The sequence below is a fragment of the Rhodobacteraceae bacterium Araon29 genome (assembly GCA_039640505.1).
Classification (GTDB): Bacteria; Pseudomonadota; Alphaproteobacteria; order Rhodobacterales; family Rhodobacteraceae; genus CABZJG01.
The window spans coordinates 2,428,614-2,447,737 of sequence record CP046865.1; the positions used below are offsets into that span (position 1 = coordinate 2,428,614).

Annotated in this window: 17 protein-coding genes; 6 read left to right on the forward strand and 11 right to left on the reverse strand. The window is 49.1% G+C overall.

Annotated features, from left to right (window positions below):
* Positions 1-15 precede the first annotated feature (15 nt).
* The 4 genes from GN278_11720 to GN278_11735 are packed head-to-tail and all read right to left on the reverse strand — an operon-like array spanning position 16 to position 4,300.
* Positions 16-1,176: an acyl-CoA dehydrogenase gene (locus tag GN278_11720; protein XAT61354.1), complete on the reverse strand. Its 1,161-nt coding sequence runs from the start codon at positions 1,174-1,176 to the stop codon at positions 16-18.
* Positions 1,173-2,597, reverse strand: a complete 1,425-nt coding sequence (locus GN278_11725) for a carnitine 3-dehydrogenase (GenBank protein ID XAT61355.1) — start codon at positions 2,595-2,597, stop codon at positions 1,173-1,175. Before GN278_11725 ends, GN278_11720 begins: the two co-directional genes overlap by 4 nt.
* A 27-nt stretch (positions 2,598-2,624) precedes the next feature.
* On the reverse strand, positions 2,625-3,386 hold the full coding sequence (locus GN278_11730) for an SDR family oxidoreductase (GenBank protein ID XAT61356.1): 762 nt from the start codon (positions 3,384-3,386) through the stop codon (positions 2,625-2,627).
* A 2-nt stretch (positions 3,387-3,388) separates the two neighbouring features.
* Complete coding sequence (locus GN278_11735; protein ID XAT61357.1) at positions 3,389-4,300, reverse strand: 3-keto-5-aminohexanoate cleavage protein; 912 nt, start codon at positions 4,298-4,300, stop codon at positions 3,389-3,391.
* An 82-nt stretch (positions 4,301-4,382) separates the two neighbouring features.
* Between GN278_11735 and GN278_11740 the strand changes: the two genes are divergently transcribed.
* Positions 4,383-5,345 (forward strand): helix-turn-helix domain-containing protein, encoded by a 963-nt coding sequence (locus tag GN278_11740; GenBank protein XAT61358.1) that lies wholly within the window; start codon positions 4,383-4,385, stop codon positions 5,343-5,345.
* Here the strand turns inward: GN278_11740 and GN278_11745 are convergent.
* Both GN278_11745 and GN278_11750 read right to left on the reverse strand, forming a co-directional pair.
* Entirely contained in the window at positions 5,327-6,043 is a 717-nt protein-coding gene (locus tag GN278_11745) for a 23S rRNA methyltransferase (protein ID XAT61359.1), read from the reverse strand. The genes GN278_11740 and GN278_11745 overlap by 19 nt on opposite strands.
* On the reverse strand, positions 6,043-7,155 hold the full coding sequence (locus GN278_11750; GenBank protein XAT61360.1) for a Ppx/GppA family phosphatase: 1,113 nt from the start codon (positions 7,153-7,155) through the stop codon (positions 6,043-6,045). Before GN278_11750 ends, GN278_11745 begins: the two co-directional genes overlap by 1 nt.
* A 297-nt stretch (positions 7,156-7,452) precedes the next feature.
* Here GN278_11750 and GN278_11755 point away from each other — a divergent pair, with 297 nt between their 5' ends.
* Genes GN278_11755 through GN278_11765 form a run of 3 tightly spaced genes read left to right on the forward strand, consistent with a single transcriptional unit; the run spans position 7,453 to position 9,772 of the window.
* The gene (locus tag GN278_11755) at positions 7,453-7,749 is read left to right on the forward strand and encodes a hypothetical protein (GenBank protein ID XAT61361.1); all 297 of its coding nucleotides are present in this window, start codon (positions 7,453-7,455) and stop codon (positions 7,747-7,749) included.
* Between the two features lie 25 nt (positions 7,750-7,774).
* The gene (locus GN278_11760; GenBank protein ID XAT62647.1) at positions 7,775-8,704 is read left to right on the forward strand and encodes a methylenetetrahydrofolate reductase; all 930 of its coding nucleotides are present in this window, start codon (positions 7,775-7,777) and stop codon (positions 8,702-8,704) included.
* Between the two features lie 9 nt (positions 8,705-8,713).
* Positions 8,714-9,772, forward strand: a complete 1,059-nt coding sequence (locus GN278_11765) for a methyltetrahydrofolate cobalamin methyltransferase (protein XAT61362.1) — start codon at positions 8,714-8,716, stop codon at positions 9,770-9,772.
* A gap of 107 nt (positions 9,773-9,879) precedes the next feature.
* On the opposite strand, the gene lpdA is transcribed toward GN278_11765, so the two are convergent.
* From lpdA to GN278_11790, 5 genes are all read right to left on the reverse strand, one after another.
* A complete protein-coding gene (gene lpdA, locus GN278_11770; GenBank protein XAT61363.1) occupies positions 9,880-11,274 on the reverse strand; it encodes a dihydrolipoyl dehydrogenase in 1,395 nt (464 codons plus the stop codon).
* A gap of 72 nt (positions 11,275-11,346) precedes the next feature.
* Positions 11,347-11,922, reverse strand: coding sequence for a DUF924 family protein (locus GN278_11775; GenBank protein XAT61364.1), 576 nt, complete (start codon positions 11,920-11,922; stop codon positions 11,347-11,349).
* 102 nt (positions 11,923-12,024) lie between these two features.
* Complete coding sequence (locus GN278_11780; GenBank protein XAT61365.1) at positions 12,025-13,290, reverse strand: MFS transporter; 1,266 nt, start codon at positions 13,288-13,290, stop codon at positions 12,025-12,027.
* 72 nt (positions 13,291-13,362) lie between these two features.
* Positions 13,363-14,436, reverse strand: a complete 1,074-nt coding sequence (queA, locus tag GN278_11785; GenBank protein ID XAT61366.1) for a tRNA preQ1(34) S-adenosylmethionine ribosyltransferase-isomerase QueA — start codon at positions 14,434-14,436, stop codon at positions 13,363-13,365.
* A 9-nt stretch (positions 14,437-14,445) separates the two neighbouring features.
* A complete protein-coding gene (locus GN278_11790; protein XAT61367.1) occupies positions 14,446-17,727 on the reverse strand; it encodes a hypothetical protein in 3,282 nt (1,093 codons plus the stop codon).
* 77 nt (positions 17,728-17,804) lie between these two features.
* Here GN278_11790 and GN278_11795 point away from each other — a divergent pair, with 77 nt between their 5' ends.
* Both GN278_11795 and GN278_11800 read left to right on the forward strand, forming a co-directional pair.
* Positions 17,805-18,266 (forward strand): thioredoxin-dependent thiol peroxidase, encoded by a 462-nt coding sequence (locus GN278_11795; protein XAT61368.1) that lies wholly within the window; start codon positions 17,805-17,807, stop codon positions 18,264-18,266.
* A 16-nt stretch (positions 18,267-18,282) separates the two neighbouring features.
* A complete protein-coding gene (locus tag GN278_11800; protein XAT61369.1) occupies positions 18,283-19,122 on the forward strand; it encodes a DUF455 family protein in 840 nt (279 codons plus the stop codon).
* The last annotated feature ends 2 nt before the right edge of the window (positions 19,123-19,124 follow it).

Below are 19,124 nucleotides of genomic sequence, written 5' to 3' on the forward strand. Positions count from 1 at the left end.
CGGCTCCTTAGACCGTTACGCCCCCAGCGGGCGCAACAGATCGCGGCTAATGATATGGCGTTGGATTTCCGAGGTGCCGTCCCAAATGCGCTCCACCCGTGCATCGCGCCAGAACCGCTCGATCGGGAAGTCATCCATCAACCCCATGCCGCCGAAAATCTGCAAGGTCGTGTCAGTGACCCGCGCTAGCATTTCACTGGCATAAAGCTTAGCACTGGCAATTTCACGGTTGGCTGGCAGCCCTTGGTCAAGCCGCCAGGCCGAGGCAAGGGTAAGCCAATCGGCAGCATCAATTTCTGTAATCATATCAGCGATTTGAAAACTTACGCCTTGGTATTTTCCGATCTTTTGCCCAAATTGTTCGCGCTCTGATGCATAGTTCAGCGCATAGTCAAAGCAGCGCCGCGCGCGCCCGACCGACATGGTGGCTACCGTGATGCGGGTGGCATAAAGCCATTCATTCATCACAGCAAAACCGCCGTCAACGGCGCCAAGCACCTGATCATCGGACAGGCGGCAGTCATCAAATTCCAAGATCATATTTTTATAGCCCCGGTGGCTGACCGACTTATAGCCATCGCGGATGGTAAACCCTGGCGTGCCGCGATCCACCAGGAAAGTGGTGATGCGTTTCTTTGGCCCGCGCGGGGTGTCATCAACGCCGGTGGCCACAAAGACGATCACAAAATCTGCATGATCGGCGCCAGAAATAAAATGCTTGGTGCCATTGAGCACCCAGTCACCGCCCTTACGCTCGGCCGCGCAGGACATGCCGCGCACATCCGAGCCCGCACCCGGTTCGGTCATCGCCAAAGCGTCCATTTTTTCACCGCGCACAGCGGGCAGCAGATAGCGTTCTTTCTGATCGCCCTCGCAGGCCATGAGGATATTCTGCGGCCGCCCAAAGAAATGATTAAGCGCCATGCAGCCGCGGCCCAGTTCGCGCTCGACCAATGCAAATTCAAGATGGCTGAGCCCCGCACCGCCCACCTCTTGGGGAAAGTTACAGGCGTAAAACCCAAGATCGAGGGTTTTTTGTTTGATCTGCTCGGCAATATCGGGCGGCACAGTACCACTGCGCTCAACCGCATCTTCATGCGGGTAGATTTCGTTTTCCACAAAACTGCGGACCGTATCGACGATCATTTGTTGTTCATCGGTTAGGCCAAAATTCATGTGATGTCCTCCTTATGGGCAGCGGCAAGCGCGGTGATCTTGGCTTCTACGCCGGCGAGCGGTGGGCAGGATTTTCGGGTTGTAAGGCTTACGTGCAGCATGAACTGCTCACAGCTGGCCAAAAGCTGACCAGACGCGTCAAGCATCTGATGCGATAGTTTTACCTTCTTGCCATCGGCAAGAACCACGCGGCTATCAACGGTGATCTTTTGCCCTGCGTGGGTTTCTCTAAGGTATTTCACCGTTGTTTCGGCGGTAAAGAAACTATGTCCGGCAGCAATATAGTCGGCATCTGCCCCCACTGCGATCATGAAAGCATCTGCAGCATCGGAAAACACCTGACCATAACGGCTTTCATTCATATGGCCGTTATAGTCGGTCCAGTCTATGGGTACGGTGCGCTCCACGGTGCGCTCCACGGTGCGCATCGGGGCGGATGTATCTGGCGCTTGGCGCAGAGCGGCTTCATGATCGTTGATCAAACGGCCCGCAGCGCTGCCCTGCTGTTTCAGCGCCCGCATCATCGCAATCAGGTTGTTATCCCGCAACCGCTCTAATTCGCGAATGGATTTATGCCCGGACTGCGCATCAGATTGATCGGCGATTTTCTGGGTCAGTTCATCGGTCAGCTCGGGCACATCCATCAGCTTGGTCCATGGCCAGGCAAGGCAAGGGCCGAACTGGGCAATGAAATGCGCCATACCGGCTTCGCCGCCGGCGATGCGGTAGGTTTCGAAAAGCCCCATTTGTGCCCAGCGCAGGCCAAAGCCATAGCGGATGGCATTATCAATTTCTTCCGTAGTGGCGATACCGTCCTTGATGAGCCAAAGCCCTTCGCGCCATACCGCTTCTAAAAACCGATCCGCAATATGCGCATCTATTTCCTTGCGCACATGCAGCGGGTATAGCCCCACAGAGGTTAGAATTTCTTTCGCCTTTTCAACATGCTGCGCGCCTGTCTGATCACTTGGAACGACCTCGATCAGAGGCAGCAAATAAACCGGATTAAACGGGTGGGTGACCATTATTTGCTCTGGGCGCTGCGCATTTTGCTGCAGCTCCGATGGTTTAAAGCCAGAGGTTGAAGACCCGATGATCGCATCAGGGCGGCAATAGGTTTGAATTTCAGCAAAGACCTTATGCTTGATGTCGAGCCGCTCGGGTACGCTTTCCTGGATCCAGTCGGCATCGGCGACGGCCTCTTGGACGGTTTTACAAACCGTAAGCCGGCCTTCCTTTGGCAGCGCGGTTTCATAAAGCATCGGCAGCGCATGGCGTGCATTTTTCAAAACATCGCCGATCTTGCGTTCGGCTTCAGGATCGGGATCAAACAGCTTGATGTCCCAGCCGTTCAACAAAAACCGCGCCAGCCAGCCACCACCAATGACCCCGCCGCCAATAATGGCTGCTGTCTTATTCATTTTTCGTCCCTTCCAACATCATAAAGCTCACACCATCCGCTCGGTATGCCCGTCCACAGCCATGGCCTGACCGGTGATTTGCCGCGCCGCATCCGACGCCAGAAAAACCGCCATATCCGCAATATCTTCGGGGCTTACAAAACGGCGCAAAGACACACCTTGGCTGTATTGCGCTTCAATTTGCGCAGCCGGACGGCCGGTAAAGTCACTTTCCATGGCCAGCACCTGATCCATCCGCGCGCCCTCGACGGCGCCGGGGCAGATCGCATTGACCCGCACCCCTGCGGGGCCCAATTCCATGGCAAGGGTTTTGGCCAATCCCACCAATCCCCATTTCGCCGCCACATAGGGCGCACGGTTGGGAACGCCGTATAACCCCGAGGTTGAAGACATAAGCAAAATAAGACCGCTTTTCTGGGCGCGCATCAGCTCGGCGGCCCACCTACAGGCCAAAAATGCCCCATCAAGATTGACGCTAAGGCACCGGCGCCAATCCTCTAGCTTTAAAGTTTCAATGCTGCCAGCTGGCCCGCCAATACCCGCGTTTGAAACCAGCACATCAAGCCCGCCATAGGCGGCTTTCACCTGATTAAAAAAAGCCTGCATTTGACGTTCATCGGTCACATCGGCTTGTACACTCAGCGCCTCGGGCATCTGGGCTTGCACTGCCGCAATATGGCCTGCTGACGCGTCACAAATGGCCACCCGATCGCCCAGTGCTGCAAAGCGTTCTGCTATCGTCCGGCCAATGCCAGAAGCGCCGCCTGTGATGACAACTCGCCGCGCCATGGCTAGCCGCGCGGCATGCGTTTGGTCAGCCCCAGCTTATCGCGCACCGCTTGCGGGCCGATCACTTTGGCCCCCATGGCTTCGATAATCCCGCGGGCCTTTTCCACCAGCTGATAGTTTTCAGCCAAAACGCCCCGTTCCAGCATCAGATTGTCCTCAAGCCCCACGCGCACGTTGCCACCAGCCAAAACCGATGCCGCAACATAGGCCATCTGGTTTCGGCCCAAAGAAAACGCACTAAATGTCCAGTTATCAGGCACGTTATTGACCATCGCCATATAGGTATTGAGGTCATCCGGCGCGCCCCAAGGAACCCCCATGCAAAGCTGTACAAGTGCATTAGGCTCAAGAACGCCATCTTGGACCAGCTTTTTGGCAAACCAGAGGTGGCCGGTATCAAAGGCTTCTATTTCCGCTTTGACGCCCAAGTCGGTCATCATCTTGCCCATGGTTTCAAGCATATTGGGCGTATTGGTCATAACATAATCTGCTTCGGCAAAATTCATTGTACCGCAATCAAGCGTACATATTTCAGGCAGGCATTCCGCCACATGCGCCACCCGCTCGGTTGCGCCGGCCATATCGGTGCCTTCGGTAAGCGGCAGTGGCTGCTCGCTACCGCCGAAAACCATATCGCCGCCCATACCTGCGGTGAGGTTTAGAACAACATCCACATCCGAGGCCCTGATCAGATCGGTGAGTTCGCGAAAATACCCCAGATCCCGACTGGGCGCGCCGGTTTCGGGGTCCCTTACATGGCAATGCACAACCGCCGCACCGGCTTTGGCCGCTGCAATAGCACTGTCTGCGATTTGCTGAGGGCTGCGGGGAACATGGGGACTTTTGTCTTGGGTGCTTCCTGATCCAGTGACGGCGCAGGTGATAAATACCTCGCGGTTCATAGCAAGTGGCATCGTGACCTCCTGTCAAAATCGATTATTTGACCCAAGCATAAATCTGGCACTTCAGAGTTTAATGCAGTAAAAGACAATAATGATGCAAAAATGGACAATCCCTGCGGAAAGCTCAGTCAGCATATGTTTTTTGCTGTTCGACCGGTTTTCCAACATCTGTCTTGCCAATTGTCTTGAGCCGTTGCGCGCCGCAAATACGCTTGCCGGCAGGCAGGTTTATAACTGGCAGTTTCTGACACCAGATGGCCTAAGCGCAGCTTCTTCAAGCCGGCTACAAATTTTGCCAGATGCGGCGCTAAAAGATATGGCCCAATGTGATTATTTATGTGTCGTCGCAAGCTATGATTATCTAAAACATGACACCGCCACCCTACGGCAAGCTTTACGGCAGGCCGCGCGAAAATGTAGAACCCTGGTGGGATTGGACAGTGGTCCATGGCTTATGGCGTCAGCCGGCTTGCTGGACGGCAAACGCGCCACTGTGCATTGGGAAATGCTGGATCTTTTTTCCGAGCGGTTCCTGACCACCGACGCCACGCGCCAACGTGTGGTTTATGATGGAAACCGTGTCACCTGCGCCGGGGCAATGGCGGCATTTGATTTGACCCGACAAATGATCCAAAGCCATTTGGGCAATGCAATCGCTTTGGATGTGGATGCAATGTTGATGCACGACGAGGGGCTGGGCATGAAAGATGCACGCCGGCCAAACTCGGGCCATAATCCTGTACAGCGGGCGATTGCGGAAATGCACAAAAACATTGAACGCCCGCTGCCACTTTCAGACATTGCGCAGCTTGCCGCCTGCCCGCTTAAAACCCTGTCGCGGCGGTTTCAGGCCAGCCTCGGGACCAGCCCGGGGCAGGTCTATCGCCATATCCGTCTGACCGAAGCCCGTCAGTTGATCGAAAGCACCAGCTTAAGCATTTCTGAAATTGCACTGCGCTGCGGTTATGAAAGCCCCGCAGCGCTCAGCCGCGCCTTTCGGCTGCGCTTTGGGGTGGCACCCACAGCGCTTGGCCTGCATCAAGGCGCGCCGCGGTAGCCCATTGCGACAACAAATTTTTCCGAACTGTCCGCGCGGCTTGCAGGAGGCTTTACATTTGCCACTTTGGTAAATCTCTGTTTGAGAAGTTTCTGCAAATCGCCTTCTGCTCCGCCAGCCAGTACTTTGGCAACAAAGCTGCCGCCAATATCGAGCACATCAAAGGCAAAATAGGCCGCTGCCTCGCAAAGCGCGATGATCCGTAGATGATCTGTCTGCTTATGGCCAGAACTGGCCGCCGCCATATCGGACAGAACCACATCTGCAGGGCTGCCCAGCCAGCTGTGCACTTGGCTATCCGCACCCTCACTTAAAAAATCAAGTTGATACAATTCAGCGCCAGCAACAGGTTCGACCACTTGCAAATCCACCCCCAGAACTTTGCCAACGGCCTTGCCCTTTTTCTCACCAAGCGCATTCACCCGAGCCACCGCCACCTGACACCACCCACCAGGCGCTGACCCTAGGTCGACGACCCGTGCTCCGGGCTTTAAAAAGTGATATTTATCGTCAAGCTCGACCAATTTAAACGCCGCACGCCCGCGAAACCCTTCGTTTTTGGCCCGTTTAACATAGGGGTCATTGAGTTGGCGTTCCAGCCAACGGACTTGCGCTACGGACTTACCGCGCGCTTTCTTGACCCTGACTTTTAAGTCGCGTTGTCCTCGACCAGACGTATTTTTGCTATTTTCAGGCATTAAAAAGGCGCATCCTCTAATACTCCATCGGCGCTCATCTGAGCATAAAGAAGCCCCTCGCGCAAACCGCGATCCGCAACGGAAAGTCTATCTGTTGGCCAACTCCGCAATAGAGCCTGCAAAATTGCAGAGCCTGACATAATAAGTGCTTGTCGATCTTGACCTATTCTTGGATCCATTCTTCGGCCGGAGGGTCCCATTTCCAAATAAGAATTTATCACCCTATCTATTTGGTCAGAAGTCATCCTAAGCCCATCAACTTTTGTACGGTCATATCTTTTTAACCCTAGATGACTTGCCGCCACGGTGGTGACTGTTCCCGAAGTGCCTATAATTTGAAATCCTTCACGCGGCGGCTGGTCTTTATATGGCGCAAACTCAGCAAGGTTTTCCTCAAAATACCAACTCATTAGGGCATAACGGGCGGCATCATCCTCAACATCGCCAAAGTGATCCCTAAGGGTTGCCACACCAAGGGGAACACTGATCCAGTCAACAACTTTAGCCGCTGCAAAAGGGCTATCCACTGCATGAAAACCTGCATGTAATCGCATAATAGCACGAGGTCGCTCACGACTGGGCACCGATGACAATTCAATCCAAACCAATTCCGTTGATCCGCCGCCTATGTCAACCACTAGCAGTTGTTCAGATTTGGTGCTGACCAGCGGCGCGCAGGATATGACCGCCAAGCGCGCCTCTTCCTCAGGTTGGATAATTTCCAGATTTAAACCTGTTTCACGTTTGACCTGACGAATAAATTCATCGGCATTATTTGCGCGGCGACACGCTTCGGTGGCTACAAGACGCATCTGCCTTACTTTGTATCGCTTTAACTTTTGCTGACACACGCGCAGAGCTTGAAGTGTTCTTTGCATGGACTTGGCACTTAGTTTTCCGGTGCGTTCAAGACCAGCGCCCAATTGCACAGATTTTGAAAAACTATCAACGACATGAAATTGACTGCCTTTTGGTTGGGCAATCAACATTCTGCAACTGTTGGTCCCCAAGTCCAAAGCAGCATAGAGCTCCGTTGGACTAGGCGGTTTTGGCGCGGGGCTCTCAACCGGTTTTGGGAATGCGCCCGCACCTTTAGGACGCTTGGGCGCCATGATATTACGCCCTCCAATATTTCAAGTTGTTCCCACGATACGGCGCATACAGTTTTCCTGCAAGATCACATTTTGCTCTTTTGCACAAAGATTTGAGCGAACGTGCCATTACAAAGCACATCTACGTTACCTGCTCATAGTTATTATTCACATTTCGATACAAGCTCGGCCTATTGATTTTGGCAGTTTTGGTTTATTGTGAAATACGTCGCGGACAGCGCGACATCTGTCGAAATTCGACGCAGGGCATGCTGAAGACTATTCTAAAAGCAGTCCAGTGAAGACGAGGAATCATCTATGCCCGAGGTAACTATAGTTTATTGGCGCGATATACCCGCTCAGGTCATTGTTGGCAGAGGCCGCAAAGGCGCAAAGAGGCAATTGGCGGAACGTTTTGAACAAGCGATTGACCGTGCTGCAATGAAGAGCGGGCTGGCGGGAACTGACGATTATCTATCAGAATGGCGAAAAGTTCAAACGGCTACCATTGAAGGCGACCCGAATGCGATTGCAGATGCAGAAGCAGAACGCCTGGAAGCCGAATACGATCACAAACTGGTTAAAACACTGATTGCGAATAACGGGCGGGCGTAGTCCCGCAATGACATTTTTGGAGGTCATAGTGGCTTTATTCAAACTCAAAAACAACTCGGGTAACGCAAACTTTGTCGATCCTGAAATTGAAGGTTTTTTAGCGGATTACTCGATTGAAGTCATGCCTAGAACCGCAGAAAAAGTAGATGACTTTCGCGAATTATTACCGCAGGGAACACGGGTATATATCGCGCATATCGAAGGCACGCCAATCGAAGAAATGATCGCAACAGCCAAACGGGTTGCACGCGAAGGCTACCAAGTCATGCCCCATTTCCCAGCGAGAATTATTCGAGATTCTGCAACATTGTATGATTGGATTGCCCGCTATCAAGGCGAAGCCGGGGTTGATCAAGCGCTGCTTTTGGCCGGAGGCGTTACAACCCCACACGGCGATTTTGACAGCTCAATGCAATTGATGGAAACTGGTCTTTTTGACAAGGCAGGATTCAGCCGGTTGCACATTGCTGGCCATCCCGAAGGCAACAAAGATATTGACCCAGATGGCTCAACCCAAAATGTCGATGCGGCGCTGCAGTGGAAGCAAAAATTTTCTGAGCGTACCGACGCCAAATTGGCCATTGCTACACAGTTTGCTTTTGAAGCAAAACCAATCATTGAGTGGGCCAATTCGATCAAGGCGGCGGGCATTGATATCCCAATTCATATTGGCATCGCCGGACCTGCAAAACTTCAAACTTTGATTAAATTCGCCATCGCTTGCGGTGTTGGTCCCTCCCTTAAAGTTCTTCAAAAACGCGCGATGGACGTCACCAAATTGCTTTTGCCTTATGAGCCAAAAAATGTCTTGAGCGAGTTGGCAAAACACAAAGCCGCCACACCCGACTTCAACATCACAAATGTGCATTTCTTTCCACTTGGAGGGATCAAGACCAATGCAACATGGGCAATCAACCACGGTGGTCGATCTGCTGTTCCCTCCAATGCTTCATAAGGACTTACTATGACCCGCACGATTGTCGAATCGAAAACCAAGACTGCGATACTAGGCTTTGACGAACCGTTTTGCGTGATCGGCGAGCGTATTAATCCAACCGGCAGGAAAAAATTAGCGGCTCAATTAGAAGCAGGCGACTTTTCAACCGTTGAAAAGGATGCGATTGCCCAAGTGGCTGCTGGCGCCAATATCCTCGATATTAACGCGGGTGTGGTGTACAATTCAAACCCAAATCCGAACGAAACCGAACCTCCCTTGATGAAAAAAATCATTGAGCTGGTACAGGGTTTAACAGACATCCCACTTTGCATTGATAGTTCTGTTCCAGAAGCTTTGGAAACAGGATTGCAAATCGCAGAAGGCCGGCCCCTTCTTAACTCCGTTACTGGTGAAGAAGAGCGTTTAGAATTTGTCCTTCCACTGGTAAAAAAATACAATGTTCCCGTTGTCGCAATTTCAAACGATGACACAGGCATTTCAGAAGATCCCGACGTTCGGTTTGCTGTAGCGAAAAAAATCGTTGAGCGCGCAGCAGATTTTGGAATACCTGCGCATGATATTGTGGTCGATCCTCTTGTTATGCCAATCGGCGCGATGGCAACCGCCGGCAAACAAGTCTTTACCTTGGTTAGAAAACTGCGTGAAGAATTGGGAGTGAACACTACCTGCGGTGCTTCTAATGTTTCATTTGGTTTGCCAAACCGCCACGGGATTAACAATGCATTTTTGCCGATGGCAATGGGGGCTGGAATGACGTCGGCAATCATGAACCCCGTTGCCTTACCTGTGACACAAAAGAAAATTGCAGAAAAAAAGGCTGAAATAGAAGCCGCGGGCATTATCCTGCCCGCTGGAATGGAGGATGAAGCCTTTGTTTCGCTTTTCGGTCTTGGATCAACTCTTCCAAAACCGGGAAAAGAAATGGAGGCTATCCGAGCGGCTAACCTTTTGACAGACAACGACCCGCATGGTGGGGCTTGGATACATTTCAACAAACCAGCGGGATCAGGTGGAGAGGCTGGTGGCCGTGGAGGACGCCGCGGCGGGCGCAGGCGCACCGGTTGAATTTAAAAAGCAGGCAATATTAAGCTTGGCATATTAAAATGGAATAATGGCCTAAACCAACCCATCAAAAGGTTGGTACAGATAAGCCCTTATTTGACAGTTATACGCTAAATGTGGACCGCCCGATCGAACGCGTCCAACACGCTTTCATGCATCATTTCAGATAATGTTGGATGTGGAAACACCGTTTCCATTAAATCCTGCTCGGTAGTTTCAAGTTTCCGGCCTACAATATAGCCCTGAATAAGCTCAGTTACTTCTGCGCCCACCATATGAGCACCCAGCAATTCGCCGCTTTTTGCATCAAATATGGTTTTGACCATGCCCTCAGGTTCGCCCAATGCGATTGCTTTCCCATTTCCAATAAAGGGAAACCGTCCCACTTTAATGTCAAGACCGGCGTCTTTTGCCTGAGCTTCGGTCATGCCAACACTGGCAATTTGGGGATGGCAATAGGTGCATCCGGCAATGCTATTAGGATCGACTGCATGCGGGTTCTGCCCAGCAATCAGTTCTGCCACCATAGTGCCCTCATGGCTGGCTTTATGCGCCAACCAAGGCGCCCCTGCCAAGTCGCCAATGGCAAAAACGCCTTTGGCCGATGTTCGGCAGTATTCATCGGTCACAACATGGGTGCGGTCAACTTTCACACCTAAATTTTCCAAGCCTAAGTTTTCTACATTCCCAACAATCCCAACTGCGGAAATAACAGTGTCAAATTCGTGCTTTTCCACTTTCTTATCTTGTTCAATATGCGCAATAACTTTGCCAGACTTGCGCTCAAGTTTTTTCACCATGGCCTTTTCTCGGACAACCATGCCTTGCTTAAGGAATTGTTTTTTGGCGAAATCTGCTATTTCAGCATCTTCCACCGGCAAAATCCGATCTAGCACTTCTACAACCGTGGTTTCCGCCCCTAACGTGTTGTAAAAGCTTGCAAATTCAATTCCAATTGCACCAGATCCTACAACCAAGAGCTTTTTCGGCATTCTAGACGGGGTCAAAGCATGCTTGTAGGTCCACACCAGATCGCCGTCGGCCTCAAGCCCTGGTAATTCTCTTGCGCGTGCGCCAGTTGCTAAAACCACATTTTTTGCGGTTAACTTTCGGGTTTCATTGTCCGTTTTTACCGACACGGTTTTGGGATCGGTCAAAGTCGCGGTTCCCATGAAAACTTGCACCTTATTTTTCTTCATAAGGTAGCCTACGCCTTGGTTTAACTGTTTTGCGATACCACGCGAACGCGATACAACAGCGTTTAAATCAAAGCTAATTTTATCAGCTCCAAGCCCGAATTCTTTGGCACGATGCATCAAATGAAAAACTTCAGATGAGCGCAACATGGCCTTCGTCGGAATACATCCCCAATTCAGACAGATGCCGCCCATATGTTCACGCTCAACGATAGCGGTTTTCAGTCCGAGCTGTGCCGCCCGAATAGCAGCCACATACCCGCCTGGCCCGGCCCCAACGACGACGACATCAAAAGAATTAGATGACATAAAAGACTCCGCAATAAAAATTCAGTTTAACGTTAAACTATTTTTTAATTTGCTTCAATGCCTCTCTGAAATTCAGCTGGCCTGCGCCAATTCCGTTAGCGTTGCCCCATATCCCCCTTGATCAATAAATTCCTGCTCAGGATGGGTAAACCGGCGCTGAAGTGCCTCATTGCGATAGGGGAATCGCCCAAATGCCCTAATAATCTCTCGATGTGCTTGGGCATGCAAAAGATTGGAAGCCCCAGTTTTTTTCATACGCTCAGACATTAGTCTAACACAGCGATCCTGGTCACATAGATTTTCAGAATGCATCAAAGGCAAATAGAAAAACTGCCTGGCTGGTTCATCGATTCGCATATCCCAACATTGCTTGATGGAAGATTTTGCGGCAGAGACTGCGATTTTATCTGTTGCAAATGCCAACCCGGTTCCACGAAACATATTGCGTGGAAATTGATCCGCTAAAATAATGTAGGCTAATGCCCCTGTTGGGTAAGTCAGCCAAAGACTAAATGCACCAAGCTTTAACCGCTGCCAAGCGGGTTCAAATAAATTACGTACTTCCGCGTCTAACGTTTCAGAAGTGTCATACCAACCTTTAGGCCCAACTTCATCTACCCAAAACCGCAAAACGTGATCTGGATCCATGACGACGACTCCCTTATGCACAATCAACCTACAAGAATGTTACATTTCATTTTCAACCAAAAGAAAACACTTTTTTACTATATATGGCATAAAACTGACAAATTAGTCTGCATTTTGTATATTTTCATCTTCCTGAGCTGCTTCAATTGCAAATTCTTGCGCCAACTCAAGCGCAACGGGCGACGCTGTTGGCAACACAGGCGTATAAGAGTTGGCATCTTCTACCGAAGGCGCGGCACGACGTGTTGTCCTATATGCGGCATAAAGTGCTAGGGCTCCCAGCAAAAGGGCAATAATCAAGAAATATCCAAAAGGCCCATAGGACTGCATCACCCAACCCACAATAAGAGGCCCAGAAATCGCACCAACGCCATTAATGAACAGCAGCCCGCCTGAGGCGGCGGCCATATCATCAAACTCCAAATAATCGTTGGTATGCGCAATCAGAAGTGAATACAGCGGATTGGACATGCCACCAATAAGGAAAGCCGATATTAATAGCGCGATAAAGTTACTACCTGCAATGATCGCAAGTATCGCCCCTCCAGTGCCCATGACCGAGAGCCCCATAATCAATTGGCGACGATCCATGCGATCAGACATCCAACCGACCGGATATTGCACCAACATAGCTCCTATATAAAATGCTGCTGCAAAAGCAGATATCTCTGCAAGAGTTAATGATATTTCTGCACCAAAAACAGATGCCATGCCGAATTGCACTGAAAAAACTCCGCCAAGCAGAAACATTCCAACACATCCAAGTGGTGAGGTTACAATCAGTTGTTTTAGTTGCATCGGGTTGGTTGTTTCAAAAGCGGGGGTGGGTGTAATAGACAATAAAATTGGAGCAAACGACAGCGAAACTAGAATAGATATTACAATAAACAAAACAAAACCGCCTGGATCTGCTAGCATCAAGAGCCCTTGCCCGACCACCAAACCTAACATTTGGATAATCATATAGAGAGAAAGTGATTGTCCACGGTTTTCATTTGTGGCGGCATTATTGAGCCAACTTTCGGCAGTCACATAGACCCCACAAAAACAAAATCCTATAATGACCCGCCCTAAAGCCCAAACCCATGGATTAGCGATCAAAGGGAACAGAACCAGCACGGCTGAGATAAATGAGGCCAGGGCAGCAAAAACCCGAACGTGCCCAACGCGGCGGATCATGTCTGGCGCCATTCGGCTCGCCCCTAAAAATCCAACGAAATAAGCAGACATCACGATGGACATTTGAAAGGTCGAAAATTGTTCAATTTCTCCACGAACGCCTAAAAGCGTACCGTGAAGGCCATTGCCAATCATCAAAAGCATCATTCCAAAAAGCAAGGCCCAGGAATTGGTGAAAACAGAAAACAAAATTCCACTCCTATGCAATGAATATAAATTGCAAATGCGAATCTATGCTTTACCTAAAGAGGAATGAAATTTTTAATCTACTTTATTCGCCTCACTAGGGATCAAAAGCGACGCATCACCATAAGAAAAAAACCGATAATTTTTAGTGATAGCATGATCGTAAATTTCTTTTACCCTAATTTGCCCCATAAGAGCAGAAACCAGCATGAGCAGGGTGGATTTTGGCAAATGGAAATTGGTCATCAACCCACTTGCAATTTTGAACTTATAGCCGGGATAAATAAATATATCAGTTGCCCCAGACCAAGGCGCAATAACACCTTTTTTTTTCGCAGCCGTTTCAATTAATCGTAGTGCTGTCGTGCCAACGGGAATGACGCGCCGACCACTTTCCAAGGTTTGATTAATTTCTGCAGCTGCCTTGGGCGAAACATAGCCCGTTTCAGAGTGCATCTTATGATCTTTAATCAGGTCCGCTTTAACCGGCAAGAATGTGCCGGCACCAACGTGAAGAGTGACATATGTAAGCTCAATGCCTTTTTCAGCCAAAGCTGAAAGTATCTCAGCGTCAAAATGCAGCGAGGCCGTTGGCGCGGCAACTGAGCCTTGGGTGTGCGCAAAAACGGTTTGGTAATCCAATTTATCCTGATCATCAGCGGGTCTTTTGGCCGCGATATACGGCGGTAATGGCATTTTTCCTATCTTGGCCAATGCTGTATCAAAATCCTCACCCACAAGATTGAATGACAACACCGCTTGGCCGTCAAACTTGTCCACCAATATCGCAATTAATCCACTCCCAAATTCAATTCGTTCCCCAATTGAAACTTTTCGAAGTGGCCGCACCAAAGCGTTCCACTGCGCTTGAGGGGTAAAAGATAACAAGGTGACCTCAATTGCGGCTTTACCGCTTCCCCCAACAGCTTCAGGGCGGTGACGCGTGCCAAAAAGTCTAGCCGGTATGACTTTCGTTTCGTTCAGCACAAGGCGATCACCCGGACGCAAGATATCCACAAGATCAGAAACCTGTCGGTCAAATGTGTTTTCACCTTCACACCAAAGCAATCGTGCCGCGCTGCGCGGTGCTACCGGGCGCGTAGCAATCAAATTTTCAGGCAGATCAAAGTCAAAATCACTTAGGTGCATGTGTTCACTTTACTCTAACTTAGGAGGCGGTCTTCGGAAAAGATCACGAAGAATAGTTGGGGTAATCGCAGAAAGAGGATTGATAATGAACCTCGGTCTATCTGTGGTCCCCTCAAGATTGAAGCCAAAACCAAAAAAACCTTCGCCTTTTCGAGATAGAATAGACCCTATTCCATTCACTAGATACAAAGGAGAGAAAAACCCCTGCATGTCAAAGGTTTTGCTCTCGAGGTTGTAATATCCATCTAGGGTAATTCCCATCGACGGTCCTAAAGCAGATGCACTTTGAACAATGATTTGATCATCGGTTATACGAAAGACTGCATCAATTTCATTCATTATCACGCCAGGGCCAGTTAATTGATCCAAAAGACCAACAATACTCATCGCATTTAGCAGTTCTGCAAGCAGTGGCATTTTTTGCAGTTTTATATCTGTTACTCTCAAAACCCCATCCATTTCACCAGCAGTATCTCTTTGATCCAATGTCAAAAGTAACCGACCACCCTGCGCCCGCTCAAGAACGTCAAGCGCTATTAAAAATTGACCAGCGTCATTTGATCCGGCCTTAATTCTAATATTCCCATTATTCGGTCTTACTTCACCACCAAATGGCGCGCGCTCGTTAAGATTTGCCCTAAACTCTCCTGCTAATGTCGTGCCATTGGTGAACTTGCCTGTGAATTGATGCAATGCGTTATTTTTGCTTATTTTGATTGTATCTAGAGTAACTTCTAAGTCGAACTCAGTCTTGGGGTTGTTCAAGGTTTCAGATTCAGAGTCCAAAAACTCTGGCAAATTCAAAGTGCCACCTGAAATTTTGATATCCCCGTTTGCGTCCAGCATTCCAGAGACATTTAACTGATCCGAGATTGCAAATTTAGAGAAGGTTAAGGCCTTAAATTGATTTTGACCATCTATTTCAACTACTGCATCCATCACTAAACCAGCACCCCTCAAAGCAAAACGGTCTACCTTGATATTCTTGCTTAGGGTTCCTGTGAGTTCAAACTGCGCTTGGCTCTTTTTAGGCTTGCGCCAATTCAGCCTGTCAATTGAGAGGGTTGAACCGAACAAATCACTGGACACAAAAAATTCAGGATCAGCGTCTTTATTGAATTCAACCGTTAAATCCGCTGGGCTTGAGCCGCTCAAAAGACCTTTAGGCAGAGGAATAGAAAACGCTTCGATCAAATCCATTGAAAGTAAAATTTTCGAGTTCAAAATAGCTGGGATTTTTGCTGCATTTTCGCCCATTCCCATTCGAAATGCAGTATCAAATGAAATTCCACGTATTTCTGCCAGAGCGTCTATTTGCAAGGCGTCATTGTCTACCTGAACATTAACAACTTTTGCGGAAAGAGTTTGATTGGGAACAATTTGGTTGCTTATTGCATTATTTATGACGGCTGAAGCGGTGTACCGAATTTGCTCTGGCGGCGCACCGCGCATCACAGGAAATTCAATTCTTGCCTTGATCTCAGCTTGCCCACCGACAGAATCTGTTGCGAAATCTAGTCTATCTAGCGCTTTCATGGGAGGATAGTTCAATGTGGTTAAAGCAGAGGTCAACGACCCCTTAGCTCTGATCTCTGCCACCGCCGGAGCCGGTTTTATCCGCACATCTGGAATGACAAGATGTGAGCCGGATAGATCAACTGGCTCTCCGTTTTGAGGAACAAAAGTCGCAGTTGTAAGTTTTGTCACCAATCGGTTATTGGCCAACGAAAATTGTCCTGAGCCACTTTTAATGGATGGCAGTGTTTTCAGAATCCGAATTTCCGCATCGTGATAGCTATATCCCAAGTCGGTTCTGGGTGGTTCACCCTCTTTCAAACGCATTGAATATCGAATATCTTTTAAAACAGCAGTTTTGATATTTTGCTTCACCCAGTTTCGCGATTTTGGTTTAAAATTAGGCGGCCAATAGGCCAAAACATCATGAGACATTGCCCGCGGGGCTTCTGCATCGACCTTAGCGCTCCAGCCTTGCTCATCCGCGCGTAATGTCGCAGCGCCACGAACGGCGACATCGCGACCAGTATCTTCAGCAAAAAATTGTTTCACTTGCAATTCAAAAGGCTCTAGCAATAAGCGAAAATCCATAATGCCATGATCCAACGTCACGGGTGCGGCTAATTGCCCGTCTGGATTAACGCGAATGTCGGAAAATTCAAACTGACCAAATAAGCCGGTAGGCCAGTCATCGTTCGGCTCAAGAATGGCGTATCCCTGTGCTGACAGGCTTAGATCGCGACTTGAGATCACAACATCATCAAAGTTCAGCAGAGCCTTATCAGTATCATAGGTAAAATAGGCACTAGCGGCATCAAATAGAATTGCGCGCGATTCAGAACTTGGCTGAAGGGCTCCATTTGAAATTTGCACATTGGCATTTATCCGCCCTAAAGAGCCCGAGTTATTAAAGCCGCCGCGCAAAGCCCCCGAAATGGGTGCACGTAGGGCACCCAACCATGCTAAAGCCGGCAGTTGGCTTGAGATGGTTTCGGCCGGCATATCAATAAAACTCAGCTCAAAAAGACTTTCATTTTCGCCAATCACATGCTCAAAGCTTGTCTCCAAAGTGGCCACATCAGCGCCCCCAGTGAGCAATGCCATATCCGCGCGAGCGACTAATTTATCATCTGTTTTCTTAATGTTAAATCGAGCTCCATCCACAGCCCAACGGCGATTTGAGCGGCGATCAATATATTCAAGTGTTATGCCCCTCGCATCTAAAGAGTGAAAACTGGATAAAGCTTGTTGCAATAGGAAAGTATCAACCGTTGAGATAAGATCGGATGCAGTAGGAGTTTTTTCAAATTGTGAATCAAAATCGCCAAACTGCGCTGTAACCGCTCCAGACTGGTCACGAAAAAGCGTAACAAATACCCCATCGACCTGTACCGTTCTAATTCTAAAACTTCCTTCCAGAGCCCGCGCCAAAGATAGATTTATTGCCATTCGGTTCAGTAAAATTGGACCCGGCGCTTTACTGGAAGTGACTTTAATGTCTTTTAACCCCAAGCTGGGCTGCCAACTCTCATCCAAGGTTATAAATGCTCTTTCAAAACTCACACTTAAGTCAGAAAGCGACGCATCAATTTGGTTGCTAACAAATGTTTCCGCCCAAGCTGGAAGCTCAACCTCACGGTTGTGAAGTAAAATGATAAAAAGCACAGCAGTAAAAAAGCCCGATGTGAGTACTGCAACAAATATTGTGAGTATTCGTCGCAAAAACGGTGGAAGCACCGCAAGCCCCCTCCATAATCTGCTTGAATTTTTCACCATTTCGTTGGCCTTGGCACTTTTTTCAATTTACGGCGCTCTATCATACTGCGATAGTGCGTTACCGAGAGGAGAGCTCTATGTCAAACTTGCCCTACCCTGCCCCAGATGTACAGTTGCCACGCGATGGGGGAGCGACCATAAATTTGGCCGATTTTCAGCCATCAGCAGTGGTATTGTTTTTCTACCCGCGTGACAACACGAGTGGGTGCACAAAAGAAGCCCAAGCTTTTTCTGCCCTGAAAGCTGATTTTGAAAAAATTGGAGTACATGTGGTTGGCATATCCAAAGACAGCGTTAAAAGTCATGATAAGTTTGTTGAAAAACAGAATCTTACAATTCCCTTACTGTCAGATGAAAATGACAATGTGTCTGAGACATTTGGAGTCTGGAAAGAAAAATCAATGTATGGGAAAACCTATTTTGGTATTGAACGGTCAACGTTTTTGATCAATGGGCAAGGCAAGATTGTGCAAGAGTGGCGAAAAGTAAAGGTCACCGGTCATGCCGAGAACGTTTTAGAAGCAGCAAAATCACTTTAAACCTTCAGGGATAAAAATGAACACGAGCGACCTGTCTTTGGCTGAGATGGCCGTAGAGGTTTTGACCACGGCCGACGGCAAAGCCAAAACAGACCTTTCATTACGTCATGCTGAAACATGGCGGCAGGCTCGAGACGGCAAAAATTCGATTGCTATCGGAACCGCAGCCCCGCCGCTGCACCCGGCAAGGCCAGAGCACCCCCAACTTCTGTCTCCAAGGGATGTACCAAAACGCAAACCTGGATCTGTTGAGGGGCGCACAGCACTTCTTCATGCTGTTGCGCACATAGAGTTAAACGCCGTGGACCTCCATTGGGATATAATCGCGCGTTTCAGTCACGTGCCATTGCCACTTGGATTTTTTGACGACTGGGTAAAGGCGGCAGCAGAAGAAAGCAAACACTTCAAACTGGTCAGTTCCTGCCTTGAGGAAATGGACAGTTATTATGGCGCCTTGCCAGCACATGCAGGCATGTGGCGCGCAGCCGAAGATACAAAATCCGACCTTCTCGGGCGCTTGGCCGTGGTACCAATGGTATTAGAAGCCCGAGGGCTAGATGTGACGCCAAATATGATTGAAGTTTTCCGCAGAGCAAAAGCGGATAAGGCTGTCACTGCACTTGAGGTTATTTATAGCGAAGAGGTATCTCATGTCGCTTATGGCTCAAAGTGGTTTAATTTCATGTGTGGGCGCGATAACTTGGACCCAAAAGAAGTTTTCCACAATTTGGTCAGAAAATACTTCAAGGGTAACCTCAAGCCTCCTTTCAACGAAGAAAAGCGGGCTGATGCTGGCTTGCCGCCAGACTTTTATTGGCCTCTGGCCGAAGACTTAAAACCGGCTCATTTTTCATAATA